Source organism: Pseudomonas sp. NUPR-002 (genome assembly GCF_056322725.1).
Window position 1 is genome coordinate 1375979 of sequence record NZ_CM150476.1, and the last position, 26760, is coordinate 1402738.

Annotated in this window: 18 protein-coding genes; 7 read left to right on the plus strand and 11 right to left on the minus strand. The window is 62.1% G+C overall.

Annotated elements, in window-relative coordinates; genetic code table 11:
- Positions 1-190 precede the first annotated feature (190 nt).
- Positions 191-2236: a TonB-dependent receptor gene (locus tag ACVWSC_RS06420; RefSeq protein WP_442112488.1), complete on the minus strand. Its 2046-nt coding sequence runs from the start codon at positions 2234-2236 to the stop codon at positions 191-193.
- A gap of 180 nt (positions 2237-2416) precedes the next feature.
- On the opposite strand from ACVWSC_RS06420, the gene ACVWSC_RS06425 reads away from it, so the two are divergent.
- Together ACVWSC_RS06425 and ACVWSC_RS06430 are read left to right on the plus strand one after the other, a co-directional pair.
- Positions 2417-2638, plus strand: a complete 222-nt coding sequence (locus tag ACVWSC_RS06425; RefSeq protein WP_442112489.1) for a VF530 family protein — start codon at positions 2417-2419, stop codon at positions 2636-2638.
- Positions 2639-2641: 3 nt separating this feature from the next.
- Entirely contained in the window at positions 2642-3295 is a 654-nt protein-coding gene (locus tag ACVWSC_RS06430) for a Pr6Pr family membrane protein (protein ID WP_442112490.1), read from the plus strand.
- A gap of 9 nt (positions 3296-3304) precedes the next feature.
- Here ACVWSC_RS06430 and ACVWSC_RS06435 read toward each other — a convergent pair whose 3' ends face one another.
- The 3 genes from ACVWSC_RS06435 to ACVWSC_RS06445 all read right to left on the minus strand — a co-directional run bounded on the left by ACVWSC_RS06435 (position 3305) and on the right by ACVWSC_RS06445 (position 7945).
- Positions 3305-4075 carry a siderophore-interacting protein gene (locus ACVWSC_RS06435; protein WP_442112491.1) on the minus strand — a complete coding sequence of 257 codons (771 nt, stop codon included), beginning with the start codon at positions 4073-4075 and terminating at the stop codon, positions 3305-3307.
- Positions 4072-4641, minus strand: a complete 570-nt coding sequence (locus tag ACVWSC_RS06440; RefSeq protein WP_442112492.1) for a PadR family transcriptional regulator — start codon at positions 4639-4641, stop codon at positions 4072-4074. Before ACVWSC_RS06440 ends, ACVWSC_RS06435 begins: the two co-directional genes overlap by 4 nt.
- Before the next feature lie 169 nt (positions 4642-4810).
- Positions 4811-7945: a transglycosylase domain-containing protein gene (locus ACVWSC_RS06445; RefSeq protein ID WP_442112493.1), complete on the minus strand. Its 3135-nt coding sequence runs from the start codon at positions 7943-7945 to the stop codon at positions 4811-4813.
- 437 nt (positions 7946-8382) lie between these two features.
- Between ACVWSC_RS06445 and ACVWSC_RS06450 the strand changes: the two genes are divergently transcribed.
- Complete coding sequence (locus tag ACVWSC_RS06450; protein WP_442112495.1) at positions 8383-9798, plus strand: amino acid permease; 1416 nt, start codon at positions 8383-8385, stop codon at positions 9796-9798.
- A 153-nt stretch (positions 9799-9951) separates the two neighbouring features.
- Here ACVWSC_RS06450 and ACVWSC_RS06455 read toward each other — a convergent pair whose 3' ends face one another.
- The 3 genes from ACVWSC_RS06455 to ACVWSC_RS06465 all read right to left on the minus strand — a co-directional run bounded on the left by ACVWSC_RS06455 (position 9952) and on the right by ACVWSC_RS06465 (position 17308).
- Positions 9952-11076, minus strand: coding sequence for an OpgC family protein (locus ACVWSC_RS06455; protein WP_442112497.1), 1125 nt, complete (start codon positions 11074-11076; stop codon positions 9952-9954).
- A gap of 175 nt (positions 11077-11251) precedes the next feature.
- On the minus strand, positions 11252-12871 hold the full coding sequence (locus ACVWSC_RS06460; protein WP_442112498.1) for an FMN-binding glutamate synthase family protein: 1620 nt from the start codon (positions 12869-12871) through the stop codon (positions 11252-11254).
- A gap of 141 nt (positions 12872-13012) precedes the next feature.
- Positions 13013-17308, minus strand: a complete 4296-nt coding sequence (locus tag ACVWSC_RS06465; RefSeq protein WP_442112499.1) for a DEAD/DEAH box helicase — start codon at positions 17306-17308, stop codon at positions 13013-13015.
- A gap of 187 nt (positions 17309-17495) precedes the next feature.
- On the opposite strand from ACVWSC_RS06465, the gene ACVWSC_RS06470 reads away from it, so the two are divergent.
- Together ACVWSC_RS06470 and ACVWSC_RS06475 are read left to right on the plus strand one after the other, a co-directional pair.
- On the plus strand, positions 17496-17909 hold the full coding sequence (locus ACVWSC_RS06470; RefSeq protein ID WP_442112500.1) for an NUDIX hydrolase: 414 nt from the start codon (positions 17496-17498) through the stop codon (positions 17907-17909).
- A gap of 27 nt (positions 17910-17936) precedes the next feature.
- On the plus strand, positions 17937-18575 hold the full coding sequence (locus tag ACVWSC_RS06475; protein ID WP_442112501.1) for a LysE family translocator: 639 nt from the start codon (positions 17937-17939) through the stop codon (positions 18573-18575).
- Between the two features lie 3 nt (positions 18576-18578).
- Here ACVWSC_RS06475 and metR read toward each other — a convergent pair whose 3' ends face one another.
- On the minus strand, positions 18579-19496 hold the full coding sequence (metR, locus tag ACVWSC_RS06480; RefSeq protein ID WP_442112502.1) for a transcriptional regulator MetR: 918 nt from the start codon (positions 19494-19496) through the stop codon (positions 18579-18581).
- A 108-nt stretch (positions 19497-19604) separates the two neighbouring features.
- Between metR and metE the strand changes: the two genes are divergently transcribed.
- Entirely contained in the window at positions 19605-21914 is a 2310-nt protein-coding gene (gene metE / locus ACVWSC_RS06485; protein ID WP_442112503.1) for a 5-methyltetrahydropteroyltriglutamate--homocysteine S-methyltransferase, read from the plus strand.
- 190 nt (positions 21915-22104) lie between these two features.
- Positions 22105-23097: an alpha/beta fold hydrolase gene (locus tag ACVWSC_RS06490; protein WP_442112504.1), complete on the plus strand. Its 993-nt coding sequence runs from the start codon at positions 22105-22107 to the stop codon at positions 23095-23097.
- A gap of 70 nt (positions 23098-23167) precedes the next feature.
- Here ACVWSC_RS06490 and ACVWSC_RS06495 read toward each other — a convergent pair whose 3' ends face one another.
- Genes ACVWSC_RS06495 through aauS form a run of 3 tightly spaced genes read right to left on the minus strand, consistent with a single transcriptional unit; the run spans position 23168 to position 26757 of the window.
- On the minus strand, positions 23168-23494 hold the full coding sequence (locus tag ACVWSC_RS06495) for a GlpM family protein (protein ID WP_442114264.1): 327 nt from the start codon (positions 23492-23494) through the stop codon (positions 23168-23170).
- 33 nt (positions 23495-23527) lie between these two features.
- Positions 23528-24853 (minus strand): two-component response regulator AauR, encoded by a 1326-nt coding sequence (aauR, locus tag ACVWSC_RS06500; RefSeq protein ID WP_442112505.1) that lies wholly within the window; start codon positions 24851-24853, stop codon positions 23528-23530.
- The gene (gene aauS, locus ACVWSC_RS06505; RefSeq protein ID WP_442112506.1) at positions 24850-26757 is read right to left on the minus strand and encodes a two-component sensor histidine kinase AauS; all 1908 of its coding nucleotides are present in this window, start codon (positions 26755-26757) and stop codon (positions 24850-24852) included. The genes aauR and aauS overlap by 4 nt, the downstream gene beginning before the upstream one ends.
- Between the last annotated feature and the right edge of the window lie 3 nt (positions 26758-26760).

The following is a 26760-nucleotide window of genomic DNA, read 5'->3' on the forward strand; positions in this document are numbered from 1 at the left end:
TTTAGGGATGGATAACTGAAGCGGTTCAGCTTGCGGCGCAGAGGATATAGGTGAATTTGTAATAAAAAAAGTCAAATCAATAAGAGGGACCGTTGCCGGATCGGTAACAGTCCGTAGGCGCGGGCTTGCCCCGCGATTGCGGTGTATCTGGTACACCGCGATCGCGGGGCAAGCCCGCTCCTACTGGAGGTTAGAAGGTGGTGCGCAGGCCTACTTCTACACTGCGCCCCGGCGCCGGGGCGATGTCGCGCAGGATCGAGCTGGCGTAGCGCACAGTCTGGTCCGTCAGGTTTTCACCCCGGACAAACGCCAGCCACTGACTCTGCCCGATGTCAAAGCGATAACCGAGGCTGGCGCCCAGGGTGGTGTAGCCGTCGGTGCTGGTTTCGTTGGCCGGCTTGTGGTGCTGGGCACTGGCATGTTGCACGTCGATCCGCGCCTGCCAACGCTCCAGTTCCCACAACAGGCCGCTGTTCAGGCGCAGCGGGGCAATGCGTGGCAGGTCTTCGCCGGAGTCGAGGTTTTTCGCCCGGGTGTAGTCGCCAGACAGCTCCAGGGCAAAACTACCCAAATGGTTCTGCACCAATTGCCAGCGGTCCTGAGCCTCGATGCCATAGAAGCGGGCTCGCACCCCCTTGTACACATACTCGGGTACCTCGGCGCCGTGGTCATGATCATGATCGTGATCGTGGTCGTGGTCTTCATGGCCATGGTTGTGATCATGCCCCTCGCGCAAGTTGCCACTGGCCAGCAGGCCGATGTAGTTGCGGAAATGGCTGTAGAACACCCCGACGCTGCCTTTGTGTACGCCGTTGTCAAAGCGCAGGGCCAGGTCACTGGAGATGGCTTTTTCTTTGCTCAGGTTCGGATCGCCGACTTCATAGGTGCCGGTGGCGACGTGCGCGCCATTGGCATACAGCTCGTAGAAGGTCGGTGCGCGCTCGGTGTAGCCCAGGGTTGCAGCCAGCGACCAGATCGGCGTCAGCTCATACACCGCGCCAGAAGACAGGCTGGTGGCGGTGAAGCTGCTGGCGCTGTCGGCCTGGGCAAAACGCTCACTGCCCTGGCTGTCGGGGTTGATGCGGGTGTGCTCCAGTCGGCCACCCAGACTCAGATTGAGGCGTTCGCTGGCTTGCCATTGTTCGAGCATGAACAGCGCCAGGCTGTTGGTATCGGATTGCGGCACAAAGGCTTCTTCACCGAGGGCCGAGAATTCGTTGCGGCTGGCCTGAACGCCAATCACACCTTCCACTGCGCCCCAGGGCTGATGGCGCGCTTCAACCCGTGCTTCGTAGCCCTTGTTCTTGAACGTGGTATGTACCTCGCCACCTTCCAGTTCGCGGTGCTGGTAGTCGGTGTAGCCGACATCGAACTTCAGCGCGCTGAACGGGCCATCGAGATCGCGCAGTTCCGAGGCGAAGCCGTAGTGATCCTGTTGCATGTCCAGGCGCACACCCGGCTCAGCCACCGAGCCATAGTTCGAATCGTAGCGGCTGTACGACAGCCCGGTGTAACCATGATCCCAATGATAGGCACCACCGACCGCACCGCCATGCTGGCGGCCATCGCTGTTTTCCAGCGTATGCCGGCTGCCCGGCTCGTCGGTGTCGCGGACCTTGGAACTGCGGGCGTAGCCGGGAATGCGCAGGTCGTTGAACTGACGGCTGTTGGCGTCCACATGCAAGGCGAAACGGCCATCACCGGCCTCGAGTTTGCCCGCACTGCTGCGGGTCGTGTCGGCGCCGCCGTAACGCAGCTCACCGGCGCCGTGAATACCGTCGACCGGTGAACTGGGAATGCGGTTATCGAAACTGTTGACCACCCCGCCAATGGCGTTGCCGCCATACAGCAAAGCCGCCGGGCCACGGACAATTTCGATGCGGTCTACGGTGGCTGGGTCCAGCGGTACGGCGTGATCGTAGGACAGTGACGAGGCATCCAGGGCGCCAACGCCATTGCGCAGAATGCGAATACGGTCGCCGTCCAGGCCGCGAATTACCGGGCGGCTGGCGCCGGGGCCAAACCAAGTGGACGCCACACCGGGCTGGTTGCTCAGCGTTTGGCCGAGGCTGCCTTTTTGTTGCAGGGTCAGGTCATCGCCTTCCAGCACTGTAGTAGCGGAGGCCAGTTCGCTGTTGCCCAGCGGGTTGGCGGTGACGATTTGCGGGTCCAGTTCTACGGCCTGGCTCAGCGGGGTAGCGAGGTAGAGAGCGGCGGCGAGGGGCAAGCGACGCATGGGGTTCCTTAGGGGTGAGGTGTTTTCGATATAATATAACGTTTCATTTGCATTTTGGTAGGAGCGGGCTTGCCCCGCGATTGCGGTGTGTCAGGTGCGTCGCTATCGCGGGGCAAGCCCGCTCCTACAGCACTAGAATGTTTGTTAAGGTGCGCATCTTTGATTCGCTGGAGCACAGGCATGTCTACCGCCAACCCCAATCCGCTGCATGGCGCGACCCTGGAGCAGATCCTCAACGCCCTGGTGGCGCACTACCAATGGGAAGGGCTGGCCGAACGCATCGACATCCGTTGCTTCAAGAGCGACCCGAGCATCAAATCGAGCCTGACGTTCTTGCGCCGTACGCCGTGGGCGCGAGAGAAGGTCGAGCGCTTGTACTTGAAGTTGCAACGCGGCCGTTGATTGATGCGCCAGCGCGAGGTCGTGATCGGCCTGGCCGCCTGCCTGGGTTGGAGCGCTCTGGCGATCCAACTCTATCTGGTGTTGTTGGCGCGTTGGCAGGAGCAGGCCAGCCTGATCGGCGGCCTGATCAATTTTTTCAGTTTCTTCACCGTGCTGACCAATACCCTGGTTGCAGTCGTACTCACTCAAGCGGCCTTTGGCAGGCCGTCTGCGGCACAGCGCTGGTTTTTGTCTGCGCCAGTCAGCTCGGCTATTGCCGCCAGCATCGTGCTGGTCGCGTTGGCCTACAGCCTGCTGTTACGTCACCTGTGGCAACCACAAGGCTGGCAGTGGCTGGCTGACGAACTGCTGCACGACGTCATGCCGCTGGTGTTCGTGGGTTACTGGTGGTGTTGTGTAGAGAAGGGCAGTTTGCGCCTCAAGCATCTGTTGGCCTGGTTGCTGTATCCGCTGGGGTACTTTGCCTTGGCGTTGATGCGCGGACAGTCGATAGGGGTGTATCCCTATCCGTTCATTGATGTGGCCAGGTTGGGGTATGCGCAGGTCCTGCTCAACGCGCTGGCGATTTTGCTTGGCTTTATTGTCATCAGCCTGTTGCTGTTAGGCCTGGATCGCTGGCAGGGCGGGCGCCTGGCCAAGGCCAGGACGCAACCCTGAGGGTGCCGGTTACGCGTCGTCGTGCGGGTCGAGGCGCCAGTACGCAGCAGCCTTGATCTGCTCCTCTTTCAGACCTTTTTCGTCGATCAACAGACGCTTGGTTGCGCGGGTCAGGGCTTTTTCCAGTGCCACCCAGGCGTACAGTCGGCCTTCAGGCAACGTCAGGCCTTTGACCACGTTCAGCAGGTGCTGCTGGTGGCGCTGGACCCAGATCACCTCCAGTTGCGCCTGGCTGTGCAAAGGCTGCTGCTCCTGCGCATCTTCAATCTCGATGACGGCCAGGACCTTGCGGCTGCCGGGCAGTTCTTCCAGGCGCCGGGCAATGGCCGGGATGGCAGTCTCGTCACCGATCAGTACATAGCTGTCGAAGATGTCCGGCACCACCATCGAGCTGCGCGGACCGGCAATGTTAAGCACCTGGCCGACTGCTGCCTGGGCCGCCCAGGTCGACGCCGGGCCATCACCGTGCAGGACGAAGTCGATGTCCAGCTCACCCGCTGCCAGGTCAATGCGCCGCGGGGTGTATTCGCGCATGGTGGGGCGCACGCCGTCGCGGCTGAAGTCGAGGTTATCCAATGCCGCCTGTTCTTCTGCCGAGCAGGCGAACAGCAGTTTGATGTGATCGTCGCTACCGACGCTGGTGAAGCCTTGCAGTTGTGGCCCGCCAAGGGTGATACGGCGCATGCGCGGGGTCAGCTCGGTGACCCGCAGCACCTCCAGGCGGCGATGTTTGATCTCATGGTTGACGCGATGAATCGTGGCGTTTTCGCTGACACTCATTCGGTAGTCTCCGTGGGGGTCGCAGCAGGCCCTGCGACGATGGCTTTGGCAGTGTTGTTGAGCAAGGTACGCACCCGCTCGATTTCTGCCGGGTTCCAGCGGCCACTGTGCATCTGCAGGGCATGACGCAGGTTGTGTACCGCTTCGTGGATTTCCTGCGGGCGGTCGTGGCCGCACAGTGAGCGCTTGCTGACTTCGATGCGCATGCGCACGCCGTCGAGGGCGACCGCTTGTTCGGCCAGCGATTCAAGCCCGGCAGCCGTGACGCTGTAGAGCTTCTTGCTGCCGTGGACCTGGCCGACGATCAATTCGCTTTCTTCCAGGAACGTCAGGGTCGGGTAGATCACCCCCGGGCTTGGGCTGTAGTTGCCGCCGAACAGGCTTTCAATCTGGCGAATCAGGTCATAACCGTGGCGCGGCTGCTCGGCCACCATCGACAGCAGCAGCAATTTCAGATCGCCCGGGGCGAAGACCCGCGGACCGCGATCGCCACGCTCGCGGCTGTGGCGGCGTTCGATACCGTCATGGCGTTCGCCATGTTCACGGTGAGGATGATGTTCACGCATGGAGGACTCCGTTTGCGTTAGAGATGTCTTTAGATATTACTCAAGATATATCTTAGTGCAAGGGTGAGAGTGAGAATAATTCTCATAATTCGCAGTTAGGGGATGAACGGTACTGCAGACAAAGCAACGCCCAGGCGCTGGATAAGTGCCTGGGCGTTGCTTCAGAGGACTACTGCTGCGCCACTTGCGGTGATTTGCACAGGGTGTGGCTGCCCGGTTGCAAGTAAGGCGTGAGGATCGGTGCCATTCCCTTGAGCACCTGCACCGGCAACGCCGAGGTGAACTTGAACGACTCGGCAGCACGCCCCGGTACGAAGGCGGTGAGGGTGCCAAAGTGGTTATCGCCGAGGAAGAACACAAAGGTCGCGGTACGGTTGATCGCTTTCGAGCCAAGCAGGCGGCCACCGGCGCCCCAGCTTTCGATGCGGTTGTCGCCGGTGCCGGTTTTGCCGCCCATCACCATCGGCGTGCCGTCATTGAGTTTGAAGCTGCCAGACACCCGTCGTGCGGTACCGGCATCGACCACCTGCGACAGTGCACCGCGCAGCGCGCGCGCCACTTCCACCGAGAGCACTCGCTGGCCCAGATCGGGGTCACCGGCCAGGCGCGTCTCGTAAGGGGTGTCGGCAGCAAAGTGCAAGGTATCGATGCGCAGCGTCGGCAGGCGAACACCATCGTTCTGAATAATCCCGACCAACTCGGCCAGGGCGGCCGGGCGATCACCCGAACTGCCGATGGCGGTAGCCAGCGAAGGCACCAGGTGGTCGAACGGATAGCCGACACGCTTCCAGCGCTGATGGATATCGAGGAAGGCTTCGATCTCTACCAGGGTGCGGATGCGGCTGTCACGGGCGCCTTTGTGGCGGCTCTTGAACAGCCAGCTGTAAACCTCCTGGCGCTCGAACTGGCTGGCTTGCGCGGCGTCCTGGAAGCTGGCGTTGGGGTTGTTGAGCAAATAGCCCAACAGCCAGAGGTCGAGTGGGTGGACCTTGGCAACGAAGCCTTGGTCCGGCAAATCGAATTTGCCGGGGCCATAGGCGTAGTACAGGTCGTCCAGACGCTGGTCGGTGACCGAGTCCTGTTTGGTCGGTTTGCGCTTGGTGTCTGCCAGTTCCTTTTTCATGTGAGCACGAACGAAGGCATTGAACGTGGCCTGGTCGGCTTCGGGGAACAGGTAACGGTGGACCGCCGCCAGGCGGATAGGCGTGACGCGCAAACTGTCGAGGAAGGTGTCCAGGCGTTGTTGCGAGGTTTTGCGCTGGTACTTTTTCCAGAACCTGCGCATGTAATCGGTGCCTTCTTTGTCGGCGAAGCGCGCCAGGTACTCCTGACGGCGTGGCTCGGCATCGTCTTTGAGCAGTTTGGCGCTGTTGCCCGGTGCCTGATAGGTGCTGTAGCGCACCAGGTCACGCATCAGGCGAATGAACGGCAGGTTGATCGACTCGCGCAAGGCGTCCTTGAGGGTTGGAATGCGGTTGTTGTCTTCCTTGCGGAAGTTATTGAACACATGCATGCCGCCGCCGGTGAAGAAGGCTTCGCCGGGGCTGGCCGAATACTTGCGATTGAGTGCGGCATCGAGCATCGCGGTGACGTTGCGGTCCTTGTTCTGGATCAGGTAGTCGATGGCCCAGCGGGTGATGAAGTCCAGTTCGGCGACCTCGACTTTTTTCAGGTCGGCGGCGGGCGTATTGGCGTACTTGTCGTGCAGCTCGGCAATGATCTCCAGGTAGCTGGTCAGCACCCGCAGTTTGGCGGTAGAGCCCAGTTCCAGTTTGCTGCCTTCGTTGATGTCGAACGGCTGGTCGGTACTGTCGGTTTGTACCCGCACCCGTGAACCGTTGGCGGTGCGTTCCAGCAGGGTAAAGCTGTAACGCACCTGGGTGGTGCTGGTGGGGGTCAGCAAGCGTTCGCCAAACAGCCCGACTTTTTCTGCAACGGCCGGGTCGGCAAGGTCCTTGAGGTACTGACTGACCTGGCCTTGCAAGTCCGATTGCAAGGTGCTGGTGGCCGACAAGTCCAGGCGGTCGAGGTCATACAGCGGGCGGGCCAGGGCCAGGGACAGGCGGCTGCGGGCCACGCTGATGCCTTTGTTGGTCACGATCGGCTGGATGGTCGGTTGTGCCACCCAGTCGCGGTAGATCGCCTTGCTGGCCAGTGCCGCGTCGGCCAACGGACGGTCGACGATGTTGCTGGCGGCCAGAACGCGGATATGGCTGTCGGTGAGCTCGGCCAGTTCGTTGCGGCCTTTGGATAGAAAATGTGAAGGGCGGCGCTGGGCAATCATCAGCGACAGCACTTGCCGCAAGGCCAGGCCACGCGCGGCCATGCTGGCAGGATCGGTTTCCGTCGAGGCCAAGGCCTGGTTGACCTGGGCAAAGTCGGCGCCATACCAGACCCGCAGCCCTTCGGCCATGCCATGTACTTCACCATGCCCGGGCACCGCCGACAGCGGCACGCTGTTGAGGTAGTCGCGCACGATGCGCTGACGCGCCTCAAGGGTTTGCGGGCCGCCCTGGTAAGCGCGCACGCTGGCAGAAATCATCTGGCGTATTTTTTCGCTGCCGGAAACGGTCAGGCCGTCAGGCGAGTGACGGTACTTCTCCAGTTGCGTGGCCAGGGTGCTGCCGCCAGCGGACTGGCCGGGCAGGGCCAGGTACTTGGCGACCTGGCTGTAGGCCGCTTTGGCAAAACGCGGCCAGTCCACGGCCGGGTTGGCGTTGGGGTCGTTGGGGTCGAGCAGGTCGCGGTTTTCGATGAACAGCAGGCTGTTGACGATCACCGGCGGGATGGAGTCGAAGTCCGGGTACAGGTATTGCGGGTAGTGGTACTGATAGAGCACGTCGCCTTTGCAATCGGTGATCGACAGGCCGGACTGAATCTTTTCTTTGTAGGGCACGAATAAACCGTGCTCGGTGTAGTCCATCAACGCCGGAGAAAAGTGCACCTGCTCGCTGATCACGTAGTCGCGCTTGAGCAGACGCGGCAGGAACTCGCCCAGCGCGCTGTAGCCCAGGCGTTTGTCGAAGGGCCCGTCACCCGGATAGACGATGGCATCGCTCGGCCCGGGTTGCAGCGAGTAGGTCAAGGTCGAGGCGAGTTGACTCAGTTCGCGAGATTGCAGGCGCGAGGTGTGCATTTCGTTGACGATGGCATAGCCCAAGGCAATCAGGGCGAGCAGCAGCACCAGCCAGACCAGCCGCCACCACAGATGACGTTGGCGGGGGCTTTTCGGCGATGGCGATTCTTCAAGGGATTCAGTGGGAGTTTCCTTACTCGTTGGTTCCGATTGCCACAATGCGCCCATAGTGTTTTGCCCGGCTACGTATTTTCGTCTTGCTTGCCTGAAGCTTAGACGGTGAGCGCATTTGGTGAAAAATTTGTGAGGCCTGTAAGGCACTTCCTGTAATTGAGTGGGATGTTCTCCTTTGGTGGAAGGTTGTAATGCCCTGTTTTGGTGCTATGTTAGCCGCCCTGTTGGCCATCCATGAAAAAACACGGGAAAAGCCTTCGATAAATAGGGTCTTTATCCAGAAATCTCGCTAAATATCCTGCTCTTTATAGTGAAATGCCCTGCATGGGCCTTTCTATACTGCTCGGCCCTTTCGCTCTGCCCGCGCCTTTAACGCGGACAGGCGGGTCCGCCCACAAGGTGGTACCCGGCAAGGCAGCGTATTCGCCTATCGGCGGTGCCAGGCCTGCACGAACGGTTTATATCCAATAACAAAATGAGGTTGTATTTCTATGCCAGTCGGCAACCCTTCTTCTCACGCTGAGACCGCCCAGGGCGGCCCGCTCAAGCGAGAGCTCGGCGAGCGCCACATTCGCCTGATGGCGCTGGGCGCCTGTATCGGTGTCGGCCTGTTCCTGGGCTCGGCCAAGGCCATTGAAATGGCCGGCCCGGCAATCATGCTGTCGTACATCATTGGTGGCCTGGCGATCCTGGTGATTATGCGCGCCCTGGGTGAAATGGCCGTACACAATCCGGTCGCAGGCTCGTTCAGCCGTTACGCTCAAGACTACCTTGGCCCGTTGGCGGGCTTCCTCACCGGCTGGAACTACTGGTTTCTGTGGCTGGTGACCTGCGTGGCCGAGATTACCGCCGTGGCCATCTACATGGGCATCTGGTTCCCCGATGTACCGCGCTGGATCTGGGCCCTGGCGGCCTTGGGCAGCATGGGTGCGATCAACCTGATCGCGGTCAAGGCCTTTGGTGAGTTCGAGTTCTGGTTCGCCCTGATCAAGATCGTCACCATCATTGCCATGGTCCTCGGTGGCATCGGCATCATTGCCTTTGGCTTTGGTAACGATGGCGTGGCCATGGGTATCTCCAACCTGTGGAGCAACGGCGGCTTCATGCCCAACGGTGTGACCGGCGTGTTGATGTCGCTGCAGATGGTGATGTTCGCCTACCTGGGCGTAGAAATGATCGGCCTGACCGCCGGTGAAGCGCGCAACCCGCAAAAAACCATTCCACAGGCCATCGGTTCGGTGTTCTGGCGCATCCTGTTGTTCTATGTCGGCGCGCTGTTCGTGATCCTGTCGATCTACCCGTGGAACGAAATTGGCAGCCAAGGCAGCCCGTTCGTGATGACCTTCGAGCGTCTGGGCATCAAAACCGCCGCCGGTATCATCAACTTCGTGGTGATCACCGCAGCGCTGTCGTCGTGCAACGGCGGTATTTTCAGCACCGGGCGCATGCTCTACAGCCTGGCGCAGAATGGTCAGGCGCCGGCAACCTTCGCTCGTACTTCCAGCAATGGCGTACCGCGTAATGCCTTGCTGCTGTCCATTGCAGCGTTGCTGCTGGGCGTGTTGGCCAACTACCTGGTGCCCGAGAAAGTGTTCGTCTGGGTCACCGCGATTGCCACCTTCGGGGCGATCTGGACCTGGGTGATGATCTTGCTGGCGCAGCTGAAGTTCCGTGCCGGCCTGAGCAATGCCGAGCGGGCCGCGCTGAAGTACCGCATGTGGCTGTGGCCGCTGAGCTCCTACCTGGCGCTGGCGTTCCTGATCCTGGTGGTGGGCCTGATGGCGTACTTCGAGGAGACCCGCGTGGCGCTGTACATCGGCCCTGCGTTCCTGGTCATGCTGACGGTGCTGTATTACGTGTTCAAGCTGGCGCCGAAAGCTGACAACGTAGAGCTGGCGCGTACGTAACAGCAATCGCGGGTAAACCCGCTCCTACCGGTAGGAGCGGGCTTGCCCCGCGAACACGGGCGCAGCCCGTGCCATTCACCGCAGTGCTCGCTTCGCGGGGCAAGCCCGCTCCCACAGCGTCTGTAATTCCAAGTGGGCTTGCCCCGCGATCGTTCAGGACGCCGCCACCGTCACCGGCCGGTTCAAGCGTTTGTTCAGGTCCAGCCAGACCGCCAGTAACATCATCAAGCCCACGCCCGTCAGTGCGGTCAGTAACTGCATGGCCCAGTGTTCGTCCGCCAGGGCATTGCCCATGTCGGCCAGCGGCGCGAGCAGTACGCCAAAACAGAACACTTCCAGCGAATAGCGGCCCATCCGGCAACTCTGTTGCGCCAGCCAGCTCTGCACCCAGGCGCCTTGTGGCAACAGCTTGGCCGTGCAATAGGCCAAGGCCAGGAAGTGCAGCAGGCGCGCAGGCGACAGGTTGGTCTTGCTGATCGGGTACAGCCATTCGGCCAGCTGCCGCGGCATCAGCGCATCGTGCAGGGCAGGCCAGCGCCAGGACAGGGCGATGGCGGCACACACCAGCAAATAGCTCGCCGCCGCGATGAACAGTGGCTGCCGCCAAGCCGGGCGCAGGTCGGCAGGTTGCGGGCGTTGGCTATGCAAGGCCGCCGCGCCACCGAGAATGAACAGCAACTGCCAGGCCAGTGGGTTGAAGAACCACACGCCACCCTCCTGGGCCGCCAGGTTCCATTGGAACATCGGCGCCAGCAGATACAGCGCCGCCGACAGCCCGACCACGATCTCGACTTTGCGCAGCATCGCAGGCAGCACCAGGGGCAAGCCGAGCAGCAGCAGAATGTACAGCGGCAACGGGTCCATCAGGTTGGGTTTGAAGCGCAGCAGCAGTTCATCCACCAGCGCTTGCTGCGGATTGGCGAGGAAGTAATTGAGGCCCATCTCCTGAATCATGTCGCGGGTCTGCACATGATTGTTGGCGACAAAGACGATGCCCATCAGCAGCACCAAGAGGAAAATGTGCACGACATACAGCACCCAGGCCCGACGCAGTATGCGCACGCAGGCCACCAGCCAGCCATCGCGCAGGGCGATCTTGCCGTAGGCCAGCACGGCAGCGTAACCGGCCAGGAACACGAAGATTTCCGCCGCGTCGCTGAAGCCGACATTGCGCACCGTCAGGTTGGCCAGCGGGTTACCCGGTATGTGATCCCAGAAGATGAAGATCAGCGCCAGTCCGCGAAAGAAGTCGATGCGATGGTCGCGACCGTTGTTCATGATCAGAGCCTTGCGAGGGTGTTTCAATAGAGGATAGGCGCCCGCAGGCGTGGGTTCCGCGCCGTCGGCGCAAGCCGATCGGCGGCGGGAGGGTTACAAGTTTTGTCGGCGAATGCAAAGTGAGGGTATTTCCGGATGTCTCTACCTCACTCTGCATTGCGCTGCGGTTCTCGGCTTAGGCCGCCACCTCACTGTTCGGCTCAAAGCTGTCGGCCCGGGCCAGTTGCCACATCCGCGAATAGAACTCGCCACTGATGTTGCCACTGAGCAGCTCACCGGGTTTGAGGAACACATGCATCTGTGAAAACAGCTTGATCTCGGTGGCTGAAACCCGGCGTACCAGGTGCTTGGCTTCCAATTGCGAGGGGTGGTCCAGGCCCGCGGCGGCGAGCATCTCGGCCAGGGCCTTGAGCGTGCTGTGGTGGAAGTTGAACACCCGCTGCGCTTTGTCGGGCACCACCAGCGCCCGCTGGCGCAGGGCGTCCTGGGTGGCGACGCCGGTGGGGCATTTGTTGGTGTGGCAGCTTTGCGATTGAATGCAGCCGATGGCGAACATGAAGCCACGTGCCGAGTTGGCCCAGTCGGCACCGATCGCCAGTACGCTGGCAATGTCGAAGGCGCTGACGATCTTGCCGCTGGCGCCGAGTTTGATCTTGTCGCGCAGGTTCAACCCGACCAGGGTGTTGTGCACAAACAGCAAGCCTTCGCGCAGCGGCACGCCGATATGGTCGGTGAATTCCACGGGTGCGGCGCCGGTGCCGCCTTCCTTGCCATCGATGACGATAAAGTCCGGCAAGATGCCGGTTTGCAGCATCGCCTTGGCAATCCCCATGAACTCCCAGGGGTGGCCAAGACAGAACTTGAAGCCCACCGGCTTACCGCCCGACAGCTCACGCAACTGGGCAATGAACTGCATCATTTCGATCGGCGTGGAAAAGGCACTGTGGCGCGACGGTGAAATGCAGTCTTCACCCATCATGACCCCGCGGGTTTCAGCGATTTCGCGGGTGACCTTGTGCTTGGGCAGGATACCGCCATGGCCAGGCTTGGCGCCTTGGCTCATCTTGATTTCGATCATGCGCACCTGCGGGCTGCGCGCCTGTTCGGCAAATCGCTCGGGGTCGAAGCGCCCGTCGGCGGTACGGCAGCCGAAGTAGCCGCTGCCCAGTTCCCAGGTCAGGTCGCCGCCATGTTCACGGTGATAAGGGCTGATGCTGCCTTCACCGGTGTCATGGGCAAAGTTGCCCAGCTTGGCTCCCTGGTTCAGGGCACGGATGGCATTGGCGCTGAGCGAGCCGAAGCTCATCGCCGAGATATTGAACACCGAAGCCGAATAAGGCTGGCTGCACTGCGGGCCGCCGACAATCACCCGGAAGCTCGACGGGTCGCTCAACGGTGCCGGGCGCATGGAATGGCCGATGAACTCGAAACCGGACTGATAGACATCGATCAACGTACCGAAGGGCTTGTCGGACGCTTCGTTCTTGGCCCGGGCATACACCAGCGAGCGCTGCGCCCGCGAAAATGGCAGGGCGTCGCTGTCGGCTTCGAGCAGGTATTGGCGTATTTCCGGGCGAATGCCTTCCACCAGATAACGGATATTGCCGAGGATCGGGTAATTGCGCCGCACCGCGTGACGGCTCTGCAGCAGATCGAACAGGCCGAGCAGGCTCAGTAGCGCGGTGGTCAGGGTAAATGGCCACAGCCATTCATGCTGCAGGAAAGGCAGGCTCACCACGGTGAACAGAACACAGGCGGCGAAGAAGGCATAGCGGCTGAGAAGTGACAGGCTCATACGGGTTCCTTGCGATGGCACGGTCAGGCTCAGGGCCTGGACAATCTTCGACCATAGCCCGGTTGCCCGCGCTAGCGCCAGCCCGTAAAGATGAAGCTTTCCAGCTCGGTTGCGGAGTGAAAATCATTCGCGCAGTTGTCGTCAGCAGGGGTGTCCCGTCTCCCGGATCAATCGCTCGCGCAGTGAGTTTTGTTGTGCGGGCTCTACCTCGATCAGGAATTCCGGGGTACCGGCAATCAGCGTGGCGCAGGGCAGGCCATCGCGATAGAGCAGGCGGTTACCGCTCAGCGCGGGCACTTTGGTGCCGGGAAGCAGGGTGCCCACCAGGTTCAACGGGTCGCTGGCGCTGACGGCCACCAGGCTGCCGTCCAGCGGTCGGCGCCGCACTTCGCGCAGCAATGCCACCGCTTCAGGCAGGGCAAACTGTTCACCCGCCAGGCCGCTGATGAAGCGTCCGCCACGGATTTCGCCGCGCGCTTCCAGGCGGTGATAGCAGCGCAGCAGTTCGCGCCAACTTGGTAGCCAGTCGGCCTCGCGTTCGAGCAAGCGCCAGCAGATCACACCGTAGCGGCGCAGCAAGGTGCGGGCGATGTGTTCCAGGCTGTCGTCACGCTTGTCCGCACTCGATGGTTTGCGCAGCAGCGCCCATCGACCGGCATCTTGCATGCCGCCGAACAGCGGCCCGCGCCCACGTCGATGGCTACGGTTCTGACGCTTGCTGGCGGGAGTGATCAGCGCGCGCAGGCCGGCGAAGCTGTCGGCGCTGACCAGCCCGGCGGCGACCAGTTCTTGCAAGGCGACCTCCAATTCACTGGGCAGCAGGTGGGCATCGCTGACCAGTTCGTCGAAAAACAACGCACCGTGCTCGCTCAGGGCGCCATGCACCTTTTGCGCCCTCAAGCTCAAGTCTTCACAGGCCAGCGCCGGGCCAAGTGCGCGCCACAGGTTCAGCTGCGCGCGCGGTAGCAGCACCAGCGGCGTGCTGCGCAAGGTGCTGCTGGCGGCACTCGGGGCCAGGCGTGCCCAGGCATGCCTACCCGCACGACAGCTTTCATCGAGCCACAACGGGCTGTAGTCCTTGATTCGTCCTGGCAGCAAATCGGCTTCCCAGGCTGCAGCCGCTGCCGGGTATCCTTCGAACTGGCCCAGCACTTCACTCAGGGCTGCCGGGCCTTGCAATTGAGCGGCGGGCGCCACGTGTTGCCAGTCGAACAGGTAACGCATGAAGTCCTGCAGGCTGACCGGTTCGATTTCCCGGCGCAGACGTTTGACGGTGTAGCGGTGGATGCGTGCCAGCAAGTGCCGCTCGCACCACTGCAGGCGCTGCTCGCCAGGGCGAAAGTAGCCGCGCATGACATAGCCTTCCGACTCCAACTGCAGCAGGGCCTGTTCGACTGAGCGAGCAGGTAACTGCATTGGTTCGACCAGTTGTTCCAGGGCCAGCGGCCCGAAGCCACTCAAGCGTGCGCGTACCACTTCGAGCAGCGCCGCCTCAGGCTCGACCGGCTGATCGAAGCCAGGCAGCGCGGCACAGTCAGGCGTCCGCTGCCGATCAGGCAACAACGCACTAAACAACATCAGGCGTTCGCGCGCCAGCCACAGGCAGGCCGTTGCATTCAGTTGCAGGCAGCAGGCTCGGCCTGTGCGCTCAAGCGCTTCCAGCCATTGCAGCCAGCCGGGGTTGGCGTTCACCTCGGCCTGGCTGATGCAGGCCAGGCTCATCAAGGCTTCATGCATCTCATCGGCGCGTGTGGGGTTTGGCCAGGTTTCCAGTTCTACAGCGTGAATGGCCTCGGCATCCAGGGCACCGAGGTCATCGCTGCTGTTTACCTCGCTCCAGCGCCGGCTCTGAACCGCCTGGGTGCGGCGCTCTTCCAGCGGCGCATCGTCGAGAAAAGTGTAGGGTCGGGCATTGAGGATCGCAGCGGCGAGCGGCGAGGGTGCTGGCAGGTCGCGGCTGATCAGGGTGATCTGACCCTGTTCGATACGCCGCAGCAACTGCAGCCAGCCTTCACAGTCCATGGCCTGGTGCAGGCAATCGTCAAGGGTTTGCTCGACCAGAGGGTGATCGGGGATCTGCCGTTCGCCGACGATGTTTTCCAGGCAGGCGATCTGGTCAGGGAACACTGCGGCAATCAAGTCTTCGCTTTTCATCCGCTGGATCTGCGGCGCCACCTTGCGTCCGCCGACAAAGCGCGGCAACGCCAGGGCAACGCCGGCGTTCCAGCGCCAGCGCACGGCAAACAATGGCGCATCGAGCAGGGCCTGGACCAGCAGTGATTCAGCGCTGTTGCTGGACAGATAACGCCACACCTCGTCCAGTGCAAAGCTGTGGCTGGTGGACAGCGACAAGACGATGGCGTCTTCGCTGGCGGCCGCCTGCAGTTCGAAGTTGAAGGTACGACAGAAGCGCTTGCGCAAGGCCAGGCCCCAGGCGCGATTGATCCGGCTGCCGAACGGGCTGTGAATGATCAGTTGGGTGCCGCCAGACTCGTCGAAGAAACGCTCCATGATCAGGGTGTCTTGCGAGGGCAGGGCGCCTAGCACCTGGCGGGTATGGGCGAGGTAATCGAGCAATTGCTCGGCGCTATCTGCGGCCAGGCCGAGGGTGTCCTGCAACCAGCTCAGTGCGGCGGGCAATCCATCGGCCGACTCGCTCAGACGCTGGTCGATCTCGCCCTGCAGGCGGGCGACCGCGAACGACAACTCGTCACTGCGCCCCGGCGCTTCACCCAGCCAGAACGGGATGCTTGGTGGCAAGCCTTTGGCATCTTCGACACGCACCTTGCCGCTTTCCACACGCAAGATGCGGTACGAGGTATTGCCCAGCTGGAAGATGTCGCCGGCAATGCTTTCCACCGCAAAGTCTTCGTTGACGCTGCCGATGTTCAAGCCCTGGGGTTCGAGCAAAACCGCATAGTCGGCGTTGTCGGGGATGGTGCCGCCGCTGGTCAGTGCGGTCAGCTGGCTGCCACGGCGTCCACGCAGGCTGTGGTTGACGGCATCGCGGTGCAGGTAGGCGCTGCGCACACCCTGACGGCCGTTGAAACCTTCGGCGAGCATGCGCAGCAGTGCCTGGTAGTGCGCGGGGTCCAGTGCGGCATAGGGCGAGGCCTTACGCAGGCACTCGAACAGCGCTTGCTCTTGCCACGGTTGGCAGCTGACTTCGGCAACGATCTGTTGCGCCAACACATCCAGCGGTGCCTGCGGGACGTGCAGCAGGTCCAGCTCGCCGCGGCGTACGCAGTCGAGCAAGGCGGCGCACTCGATCAGGTCGTCACGTGACAGGGGAAACAGACGGCCCTTGGGCGTACCTTCGACCTGATGTCCGGCACGTCCGACCCGTTGCAGGAACGCGGCGATCGAGCCGGGCGAACCGATCTGACAGACCAGTTCGACTTCGCCGATATCAATCCCCAGCTCCAGTGAGGCAGTCGCCACCAACACCTGCAGCGCCCCGCTTTTCAGACGCTGTTCAGCATCCAGGCGGTATTCCTTGGCCAGGCTGCCATGATGGGCCGCCACCGCCTCGGTGCCCAGGCGTTCGCTCAGGTGACGGGTCAGGCGCTCGGCCAGGCGCCGGGTGTTGACGAACACCAGGGTGGTGCGGTGTTCTCGGGCCAGGGCTGCCAGGCGGTCATATACCAAGTCCCAGACATCGGTGGCCATCACCGCACCCAGGGGCACGGGCGGTACCTCCAGAGCCAGGTCTCGCGTGCGCGCATGGCCGATGTCGACAATGGCACAGCTGCGGCCTTGGCCGACCAGAAAGTCAGCCACCCGCTGCAGCGGGCGCTGCGTAGCCGACAGCCCGATACGCCGCAGCGGCCGGGCGCACAACGCCTGCAGGCGCTCAAGGCTCAGGGCCAGATGGCTGCCGCGTTTGTTGCCCGCCAGGGCATGGATCTCGTCGACGATAACCGTGTGCACACTGGCCAGGCCCTGGCGTCCGGAATCGGAGCCGAGCAGCACATAAAGGGACTCGGGGGTGGTCACCAGAATATGCGGCGCCTGTCGGCGCATGGCGGTGCGTTCCTTTTGCGGGGTATCGCCACTGCGTACCGCCGTGCGGATTGCCAGCGCTTCGTGGCCTTGCTCGATCAGCGCTTGATTGATGCCGGCCAGCGGCGCTTGCAGGTTGATCTGAATGTCGTTGGACAGCGCCTTGAGCGGGGAGACGTAGACCACTTGGGTCTGGTCGGGCAGTTGTCCGTTGGTTAGGCCTTGCTCGAACAGCTCGTCGAGGATCGCCAGAAAGGCCGTCAGGGTTTTGCCGGAGCCAGTGGGTGCGGCCACCAGCAGTGACTGACCGTCACGAATCAGCGGCCAGGCTTGTGCTTGAGCTGCGGTCACACTCGGGAAGCGGCGCTGGAACCAGGTGCGCACGGCGGGGTGGAAGGCTTGCAGTTCCGGGTGATTCAGAGCGGGCAGGTTCATGGCCTGTTTATGCGGCCAATGCACCCAGGTTGCAAGCCACGTTCGTCCGGAGCCGTAGGAGCGGGCTTGCCCCGCGATGCGGTGTGCCTGACAGACCGCCATCGCGGGGCAAGCCCGCTCCTACATAAGGTTGTTCGGTTTTTCTCTACATGGGATCCTAGCGCGCCTTCACCGCGACGAGTTTCCCATGCGCAAAACCATTCATATCGCCGCCGCGTTGCTGCTCGATCCCCAGGGCCGTACCTTGCTGGTGCGCAAACGCGGTACCAAAGCCTTCATGCAACCAGGCGGCAAGATCGAGGCCAATGAGCCGCCGGTCGCGGCCCTGGCCCGTGAACTGTTCGAAGAACTCGGCTTGCGCATCGACGCAGAAGACGCCCACTACCTCGGCCAGTTCAGCGCTCCGGCTGCCAATGAGCCCGGCTTTGAAGTTCAGGCCGAGCTGTTTCAAGTACACACCGCAATGCTCGTCGAGCCAGCCGCAGAGATTGAGGAAGTCGTGTGGGTCTCGGCACGTAAGCCGTTGACGCTAGAGCTGGCCCCGCTGACGCGCGACCAGATTCTGCCACTGTACCGGCGCCTACCGCGCCAACCCGCCTAAGCGTTTTATCAGTGCAAAGGAATGCCTATGATCCCCGTGAATGAGTGGTTGTTGTTTACCGGTGCCGCACTGTTGATGGTCCTGACCCCGGGACCCAACATGATCTACCTGATCTCACGCTCGATCTGCCAGGGACGCATGGCCGGGATTACGTCGTTGCTGGGCGTGGTGGCCGGGTTTCTGGTGCACATGACAGCGGCGGCAGTGGGGCTGACCGCCTTGTTCATGGCTATCCCGCTGGGATACGAGCTGCTCAAATGGGCAGGTGCCGCCTATCTGTTGTGGATGGCCTGGCAAGCGGTCAAGCCGGGGGCGCGCTCGCCGTTCGAAGCCCGTGAGCTGAGCCCTGACTCACCGGCCAGGCTGGTGATGATGGGCTTTCTGACCAGCCTGCTGAACCCTAAGGTGGCGATGTTCTACCTGTCGATCCTGCCACAGTTCATCTCCCCGGAGCATGGCTCGCTGCTGGCTCAGAGTCTGATCCTGGGGCTGACCCAGATCACCGTGAGCTTCTCGGTGAATCTGCTGATCGCCTTGTTCGCCGCCGGGCTGTCGGCCTGGTTCGTGCGCTACCCGCTGTGGCTGATGGTGCAGCGCTATGTGATGGGCTTCGTCCTCGCGGGCCTGGCGCTGCGTCTGGTGCAGGAGCAGCGCAAGCTGGCTTGAGGCTCAGCGTACGGCGCTGACACCGTCGAGCGTGGAGAACGAGGTGTCCTTGGCCGTCAGCAGGAAATCACGCATGTAGGGCGCATCGAGCATGTCGGTGCGCACTGCTGCGTACAGCGTGGCGAACAAACCTTTCTCGCCCAGGCGTTTACCTTTCACGTAGCCCCGTGAGCTGTACTCATGCAGCGCCCAGTGGGGCATACCGCAGACACCACGGCCGCTGGCGACCAATTGCATCATCATCACCGTCAGCTCGGCAGTGCGCACTTGCGCCGGTTCGACGTCGGCGGGCTCGAGGAAACGGGTGAAAATATCCAGGCGGTCACGCTCCACCGGGTAGGTGATCAGCGTTTCTGCGGCCAGGTCATCCGGCACGATGTAGGGCTTGCTGGCCAAGGGGTGCTGGTTGGCCACCGCCAGCATCGCTTCATAGGTGAACAGTGGCACGTAGGTCAGGCCGGCCAGTTCCAGCGGGTCGGAGGTCACCACCAAGTCCAGATCGCCACGGGCCAGGGCCGGGAGCGGGGCAAAGGCGAAGCCTGACGCCAGGTCCAACTCAACCTCCGGCCAGGCATCGCGGAACTGATCGATGGTGGGCATCAGCCACTGGAAGCAGCTGTGGCATTCGATGGCCATGTGCAGACGCCCGGCAGTGCCACCGGCCAGGCGGGCAATGTCACGTTCGGCCGTGCGCAGCAGGGGCAGGGTGGCATCGGCCAGTTGCAGCAAGCGCAAGCCGGCACTGGTGAAGCGAATCGGCTTGGTTTTGCGCATGAACAGCTGCATCCCCAGGCGCTCCTCCAGCTCCTTGAACTGGTGCGACAGCGCCGACTGCGTCAGGTGCAGGCGTTCCGCCGCTTCGACCAGGCTGTCGGCCTCGCGCAGGGCATGCAGAGTTTTGAGGTGGCGAATTTCCAGCACTGCGTGCTCCATGAATTAATTTTGAGATCAACACGAATTTATTGAGTTTGTCTCATGTTGCCCTGCCTGTCGACAATAGCGCCATCTTTTACATGGAGCACGATTGTCATGGCACTGGCCCACAACCTTGGTTTTCCGCGCATCGGCGCTGACCGCGAACTGAAAAAAGCGCAAGAAGCCTACTGGAAGGGTGATATCGATCAGGCCGCGTTGCAGGCCGTGGGCCGTGAGTTGCGTGCGCGTCACTGGCAGGTGCAGAAAGATGCCGGTATCCAGTTGCTGCCAGTCGGCGACTTTGCCTGGTACGACCAGGTGTTGAGCCATTCGCTGGCCTTCGGTGCGATTCCTGAGCGATTCGCCAACACCTTGGGCAGCAACGGCCTGCCCACCCTCGACACCCTGTTCGCCATGGCCCGGGGCGCCACCACCTGCTGCGGCGGCGAGCATGGCCAGACGCAATACGCGCAAGAGCTCACCAAGTGGTTCGATACCAATTACCACTACCTGGTGCCGGAATTCACTGCCGACCAGCGCTTCCTGCTGAGCTGGGAGCAACTGTTTGAAGAAGTCGCAGAAGCTCAAGCCTTGGGCCACGCGGTCAAGCCGGTACTGATCGGGCCGCTGACCTACCTGTGGCTGGGCAAGACCAAGGGCGCAGACTTCGACAAACTCGACCTGTTGGAGCGCCTGTTGCCGGTTTACGGCGAGATCCTCAGCCGTCTGGCGCGTCAGGGTGTGGAGTGGGTGCAGATCGATGAGCCGATTCTGGGCCTCGACCTGCCGCAGGCGTGGAAGAATGCCTTCGAGCGCGCTTATCACATTCTGCAGTACTCGCCGCTGAAAAAGCTGGTAGCCACCTACTTCAGCGCCCTGGAAGACAACCTCGGCCTGGCGGTGAGCCTGCCGGTGGACGGTCTGCACATCGACGTTGTGCGTGCCGCAGAACAATTGCCAGCGGTGCTGGATCGCCTGCCTACCTATAAAGTGCTGTCGCTGGGCGTGGTCAACGGCCGCAACGTCTGGCGTTGCGACCTGGAGCAGGCGCTGGAGCAACTGCAGCAGGCCAAGCAACGGTTCGGCGCCAATCTCTGGGTCGCCGGTTCCTGCTCGCTGTTGCACAGCCCGGTGGACCTGGCGCGTGAAGACAAGCTCGACACGGAACTGAAAAGCTGGCTGGCCTTCGCCGTGCAGAAGTGCGAAGAAATTGCCCTGTTGTCCAAGGCACTGGAGGTGCCCCACCTGCCCGCAGTGCAAAGCGCACTGGCCAGCAGCCGCGCTGTTCAGCTCAACCGTGCGCAATCGCCACGCATCCACAAACCGCAGGTCCAGGCGCGTCTGGCAGCGGTCAGTGCTGGCGATCGTCAGCGTCAGTCAGCCTTTGCCCAACGCATTGACGCCCAGCGTCAACGCCTACAGTTGCCAGCGTTCCCGACTACCACCATTGGCTCGTTCCCGCAGACCTCGGCCATCCGTCTGGCGCGTCAGGCTTACAAGCAGGGCAAGCTGTCGGCCAATGATTACACCGACGCGATGCACAGTGAGATTCGCCATGCCGTACAGGTGCAGGAGCGCCTTGGCCTGGACGTGCTGGTGCATGGCGAAGCCGAGCGCAATGATATGGTCGAGTATTTTGCCGAACAACTCGACGGCTACCTCTTCACCCGCTTTGGTTGGGTACAGAGCTACGGCTCGCGTTGCGTGAAACCGGCGATCATCTACGGTGACCTGAGCCGGCCGCAGCCGATGACAGTGGCCTGGATCGAGTACGCCCAGCGCCAGACCAACAAGGTCATGAAAGGCATGCTGACTGGGCCGGTGACCATGCTGATGTGGTCGTTCCCACGCGAAGACCTGTCGCGCCAGGCTCAGGCCGAGCAACTGGCGCTGGCCATTCGCGACGAAGTACAGGACCTGGAAGCGGCCGGTATCAAGATCGTGCAAATCGATGAGGCAGCGTTCCGTGAAGGCCTGCCGCTGCGCCGTGCGCAATGGCAGGCGTACCTAGACTGGGCAGTTGCAGCCTTCCGTTTGTGCTCCAGTGGCGTGCGGGATGAAACGCAGATTCACACGCATATGTGCTACAGCGAGTTCAACGACGTGATCGAGGCTATCGCAGCCATGGATGCTGACGTGATCACCATCGAGACGTCACGTTCGGACATGCAGTTGCTGGAGGCTTTCAAAGCCTTCGACTACCCCAACGACATTGGTCCGGGCGTGTACGACATTCACTCACCGCGCGTGCCGGACACCGCTGAAATGGTCAAACTGATGAGCAAAGCGGTCGAGCGTATTCCGGCCGAACGCTTGTGGGTCAACCCCGACTGCGGCCTCAAGACCCGGGCCTGGCCGGAAACCGAAGCGGCGTTGGTGAATATGGTGGCTGCGGCCCGGCAACTTCGCAGCCAGTTGGCTTGACGATATCGCGGGGCAAGTCGGGTCGCCGCACCGCCGCTCCCACCGGCTGGCAACTGTGGGAGCGGGCTTGCCCCGCGATAATGACCACTGAGCGCCTGTCATCAAACGGTCACGGTTTTGTGGCAGCGCGCCCGCATGAAAGTCATCAGACTCCCGCTCTACTGGGGATTTGCATTCTGGTGTTTCTTTCATGCGGGCATTTTTGTTTTTTCTGGTGCTGATCAGCGCCTTACCTTCCGTTGCAGCGTCACGTTGCGACACCAACGTGCCGACCCAACACGCCGACCTGGCACAGCTGAGCGTGGCCTATCAAAGCATTGGCCGAGACTCAGACCCGGCACTGCTGTTGGTCATGGGCCTGGGCGGGCAGTTGATCCACTGGCCGGATGAGGTGGTGGCGGCGTTGTGTCAGCAAGGCTTTCGGGTGATTCGCTACGACAACCGCGATGTTGGCCTGACCCACTGGACCCAGGCACCGGCCAGCGCCAACCTGACCTACCAATTGTTGCGCTACAAACTCGGGCTTTCGGTCAGCGCGCCTTATAGCCTCACCGATATGGCTGAAGACGGCCTGGGCTTGATGGACGTCTTGGGGATTGAGCGCTTTCACGTCATGGGTGTGAGTATGGGCGGCATGATCGCCCAGCACCTGGCGGCCATGGCGCCGGCGCGGGTGGAAAGCCTGACCTTGATCATGTCCAGCTCAGGTGCCCAAGGCTTGCCGACGCCCAGCCCTGCCTTGGTGCAGTTATTGGCACGGCGTGAGGCGCCGAACCGCGCAGTGGCTATCGAGCAGCAAGCTGACCTGCTGGCTGCGCTGGGTAGCCCGCAGGTCGAGGATGATCGTCAGGCCCTGCTGGAACAGGCGGCGCAATCCTATGACCGCGCATTCAACCCGGAGGGAGGCAAGCGCCAGATTCTGGCGATACTGGCGGAACCGAGTAGGGTTGAACTGCTCAACCACCTGCGCCTGCCGACGCTGGTGGTGCATGGCACCGCCGACCCTTTGTTACCGGTGATGCATGGCGTGCACCTGGCTGCGCATATTCATGGCAGCCAGTTGAAGTTGATTCCAGGTTTGGCTCATCGTTTTCAGGAACAGTTCAAAGTACCGTTGCTGGCCGCAGTGCTGCCTTACCTGAAAACCCAGCGCCTGGCCGATACGCACCTGGCGGCGTACTGACCGTGTAGGAGCGGGCTTGCCCCGCGAGGCAATTTCACTGACACACCGCAATCGCGGGGCAAGCCCGCTCCTACTGAAACTTCACCCAGACGCTGACCAGCACCGTGGCCGCCACAAGCCAGGCCACCGCTGCCAAGGCCAGCGACAGCTCCAGGCGCATGCGATCCACCAGCACATACAGCGCCGCCAGGTAGACGAAGTACGGGATGATCGACCACATGCCAAACAGGATGGTGGTTTTCAAATCGTCCAGCGAACGGCCCTTGCCGACGATGTAATGGGCAATCAGGGCAAAGGTCGGAAAAAGCGGGACCAGCCCGGCGATGTAGTAATTGCGGGTTTTCGCCAGCGCAGCAAGGATCACCACCACTGCTGCGCCCAGGCAGGCTTTGAGTATCAGGTCCACAGGTTTTCTCGAGGCAGCGGCCGGTCAACCCAGGCCATATTTTTTCACTTTGTCGAACAGCGTGGTCTTGGCCATGCTCAGCTCCTGGCTGGCCTGGCTGAGGTTGCCGCCGGTACGTTGCAGGGCATCGCTGATCAGGTTGCGTTCGAACGCCTCAACCGCTTCGGCAAAGCCCAAGCCCTGGCTGGCACTGGCGCCAACTTTCTTGAAGGCCGGTAAGCCAAGGGCGAAGCGTTCGGCGACGTTGCGCAATTCACGTACGTTGCCCGGCCAATCATGGGCCATCAGGCGCGACAGTGTCTGGCTGTCCAGTTGCGGTGTCTCGCGGTCGAAGCGCAATGAGGACAACTGCAGAAAGTGTTCGAACAGCTGCAGGATGTCTTCACGGCGTTCACGCAGCGGCGGCAGTTCCAGGGTCACCACGTTGAGGCGGTAATACAGGTCGCTGCGAAACTGGCCGCTCTGGCCGAGGGCGGCCAGGTCGGATTTGGTCGCGGCAATTACCCGGCAATCGATCGGTATGCTCTGGTTCGAGCCCAGGCGTTCGAGGGTACGCTCCTGCAACACGCGCAGCAGTTTGATCTGCAGGTTGATCGGCATGCTTTCGACTTCGTCGAGAAACAGCGTGCCGCCGTTGGCGTGTTCGATCTTGCCGATGCGCCGTTTGCCCGCGCCGGTAAAGGCGTTGGCCTCGTGGCCGAAGATTTCGCTCTCGAACAGGTTCTCCGGCAGGCCACCGCAGTTGAGGGCCACGAAGGGTTGGCCCTGGCGCCGGCTGAAATCGTGCAGGCAACGGGCGACCAGCTCTTTACCGGTGCCGGTTTCGCCTTCGATCAAGACATTGGCCGAGGTGTCGGCGACGTTGGCGATCAGGTCACGCAGGTTCTGCATGGCTGGCGAGCGGCCAATGATGCGGCCCTCCAGGGTGCTTTGCTCCGCCAGTTGGCGGCGCAAGGCGAAGACTTCCCGCGACAGCCCGCGTTGTTCCAGGGCGCGGCGTACCACTTCGACCAGACGCTCCGGGGCGAAGGGTTTTTCCATGAAGTCGTAGGCGCCATTGCGCATCGCGCCAACGGCCATGTCGATGTCGCCGTGGCCGGTGATCAATACCACCGGCAGGCTGCTGTCGCGGGCCTTGAGGCGGCTCAGCAGTTCCAGGCCGTCGATGCCGGGCAGGCGAATGTCGCTGACCACAATCCCGGCGAAGTCATCACCGATGCGCTGCAGGGCTTCTTCGGCGCTGCCGACGCCTTCGCAGGCAATGTCTTCCAGCGCCAGCGCCTGCTGGCAGCCGAGCAGCACATGCGGGTCGTCTTCGACGATCAGGACAGTAAGGGGCGCTTGGTTCATAGGCACTCGGCAGATTCTCCAGGGGCAGTGACCAAGGGCAGGGTGAGGACGAACGCGGTACCACCATTGGCGGGATGTTCGACGCTCAGGTTGCCCTTGGCGGCAGCGGCGAGGCTGGCAGACAGAGTCAGGCCCAGGCCCAGGCCGTGCTCTCCTGGTTTGGTGGTGAAGAAAGGTTCGAACAGGTGCTTGCGTGCTTCAGCGTCGATGCCGTGGCCGTTGTCGCGCACCCGCAGGCGGTATTTGTCGCCTTGCAGCTCGCCTTCGAGCCAGAGTTCGGGCAAGGGCTGGGCGGCCATGGCGTCGAGCGCGTTGCCGATCAGGTTGACCAGAATCTGCTCAAGGCGGGTCTGGTCGATCGCCAGTTGTTGATCTTCGTACTGATGGTTGAGCTTCAGGTGGCAACCGGCAACGCGCGCGCCCAGTACCTGCAGGCTGGCTTCCACCGCTTTGCCCAACGAAGCCTGGCCACTGTCGTCACCACGACGGGCAAACGAGCGCAGGCTGGCGGTGATCCGCCCCATGCGGTCGATCAGGTCATTCATGGTCAGCAGGTTGGCGCTGGCGGTTTCCAGGGCGCCACGTTCGAGGAAGCGTACGGTGTTGCCTGATAGGGTACGCAACGCGGCCAATGGCTGGTTCAGCTCATGGGCAATGCTGGTGGACATCTGCCCGATAGCCGCAAGCTTTCCGGCCTGGACCAGTTCGTCCTGGGCATGGCGCAGGGTCTGCTCGGCCTGCCGGCGTTCACGAATCTGGCCCTTGAGGCGGTCGTTGCTGGCCCGCAAGTCAGCGGTGCGCTCGGTAATTTTGCGCTCCAGCTGGCTGTTGGCCTCTTCAAGTGCCTCACGGGCGGCCAGGCGGGTGGCAATGACTTTACGCCGCTCGTTCCAGGCAATCAGCACAATGGTCAGCAAGGCGAAGGCGACCGCTACCAGCACGCCCTGGATGATCGATTCACGACGCAAGTCCTGCAAGGGTGTGAGCAGGGTGAAGTGCCAGGGCGTGTCACTCAGACGCCGGGTCTGGGCCAGGTAGGCGACTTCGCGGCGACCATCACCCAGTTCTGCATTGGCCGGGAAGCTCAGCTTCTCCAGGCCATCGGCGAGCTTTTCCCGCGACAGGGGTTGCAGTTCATTGAGCGGCCACCAGTAGTACTGCAGGCTGCGCGCCAGGCGTTCCTTGATGTCCGGGGTCAGCGGGCGTACCGACTTGAGGCGTCGGGCCGGGTCGCTGGAAAGAATGATGATGCCATTTTCGTCGCTGACGAAGGCTTCCAGGCGTGCGCGCTGCCAGCGCTCTTCCATGTTTTCCAGGCGGACTTTGATCACCGCCACGCCAATGATTTTGCCGTGTTCTTCCAGGCCATGGGCGAGGTAGTAGCCTGGCTCGCCGGTGGTGCTGCCAATGCCGTAGAAACGCCCGGGCTGGCCGCGTACGGCGTGCTGGAAATAGGCACGGAACGACAGGTCTTCACCGAGAAAGCTGTCGACGTCACGCCAGTTGCTGGTGGCCTGGACCCGGCCCGTGGTGTCGAGCACGAAGATGGCTCGACTGCGGCTGCGCCGGTTCAGGCCTTCGAGGTATTCGTTGACCGTCTGGCGGTGTTCGCCTTCAGGATCGGTCAGCAGGCTGGAAACGCTGCTTTCCAGTTCCAGCACGCTGGGCAGGTAGGTGTATTTGCTGATTTCGCTTTCGACGCCGCGGGCGTGCAGCTCAAGCTGGCGCTCGCCAGACTCGCTCAAGGTGCGAATGCCGTTGTGCTCGCTGATCATGAAGCCAGCCACACCCAGACCGATCATCAGCAGAATGATCAAAGGCGGGATCAGCAGTTGGCGAAGCAAACGGGGTTTCACGGCAAGAGCAGGCTTGGCTGGGCGAAAGAGCGTGGGATCGCATTTCATCAC

What these genes read in the sequence shown, in the direction of transcription:
- ACVWSC_RS06445 (WP_442112493.1), bottom strand. Translation starts at nt 7,945, where the DNA reads ATGGGCGCATTGTGGCAATCGGAACCAACGAGTAAGGAAACTCCCACT.
- ACVWSC_RS06490 (WP_442112504.1), top strand. Translation starts at nt 22,105, where the DNA reads ATGCGGGCATTTTTGTTTTTTCTGGTGCTGATCAGCGCCTTACCTTCC.
- ACVWSC_RS06435 (WP_442112491.1), bottom strand. Translation starts at nt 4,075, where the DNA reads ATGAGTGTCAGCGAAAACGCCACGATTCATCGCGTCAACCATGAGATC.
- ACVWSC_RS06460 (WP_442112498.1), bottom strand. Translation starts at nt 12,871, where the DNA reads ATGAGCCTGTCACTTCTCAGCCGCTATGCCTTCTTCGCCGCCTGTGTT.
- ACVWSC_RS06430 (WP_442112490.1), top strand. Translation starts at nt 2,642, where the DNA reads ATGCGCCAGCGCGAGGTCGTGATCGGCCTGGCCGCCTGCCTGGGTTGG.
- ACVWSC_RS06425 (WP_442112489.1), top strand. Translation starts at nt 2,417, where the DNA reads ATGTCTACCGCCAACCCCAATCCGCTGCATGGCGCGACCCTGGAGCAG.
- ACVWSC_RS06475 (WP_442112501.1), top strand. Translation starts at nt 17,937, where the DNA reads ATGATCCCCGTGAATGAGTGGTTGTTGTTTACCGGTGCCGCACTGTTG.
- ACVWSC_RS06420 (WP_442112488.1), bottom strand. Translation starts at nt 2,236, where the DNA reads ATGCGTCGCTTGCCCCTCGCCGCCGCTCTCTACCTCGCTACCCCGCTG.
- ACVWSC_RS06470 (WP_442112500.1), top strand. Translation starts at nt 17,496, where the DNA reads ATGCGCAAAACCATTCATATCGCCGCCGCGTTGCTGCTCGATCCCCAG.
- aauS (WP_442112506.1), bottom strand. Translation starts at nt 26,757, where the DNA reads ATGAAATGCGATCCCACGCTCTTTCGCCCAGCCAAGCCTGCTCTTGCC.
- ACVWSC_RS06465 (WP_442112499.1), bottom strand. Translation starts at nt 17,308, where the DNA reads ATGAACCTGCCCGCTCTGAATCACCCGGAACTGCAAGCCTTCCACCCC.
- ACVWSC_RS06440 (WP_442112492.1), bottom strand. Translation starts at nt 4,641, where the DNA reads ATGCGTGAACATCATCCTCACCGTGAACATGGCGAACGCCATGACGGT.
- ACVWSC_RS06450 (WP_442112495.1), top strand. Translation starts at nt 8,383, where the DNA reads ATGCCAGTCGGCAACCCTTCTTCTCACGCTGAGACCGCCCAGGGCGGC.
- ACVWSC_RS06455 (WP_442112497.1), bottom strand. Translation starts at nt 11,076, where the DNA reads ATGAACAACGGTCGCGACCATCGCATCGACTTCTTTCGCGGACTGGCG.
- aauR (WP_442112505.1), bottom strand. Translation starts at nt 24,853, where the DNA reads ATGAACCAAGCGCCCCTTACTGTCCTGATCGTCGAAGACGACCCGCAT.
- metE (WP_442112503.1), top strand. Translation starts at nt 19,605, where the DNA reads ATGGCACTGGCCCACAACCTTGGTTTTCCGCGCATCGGCGCTGACCGC.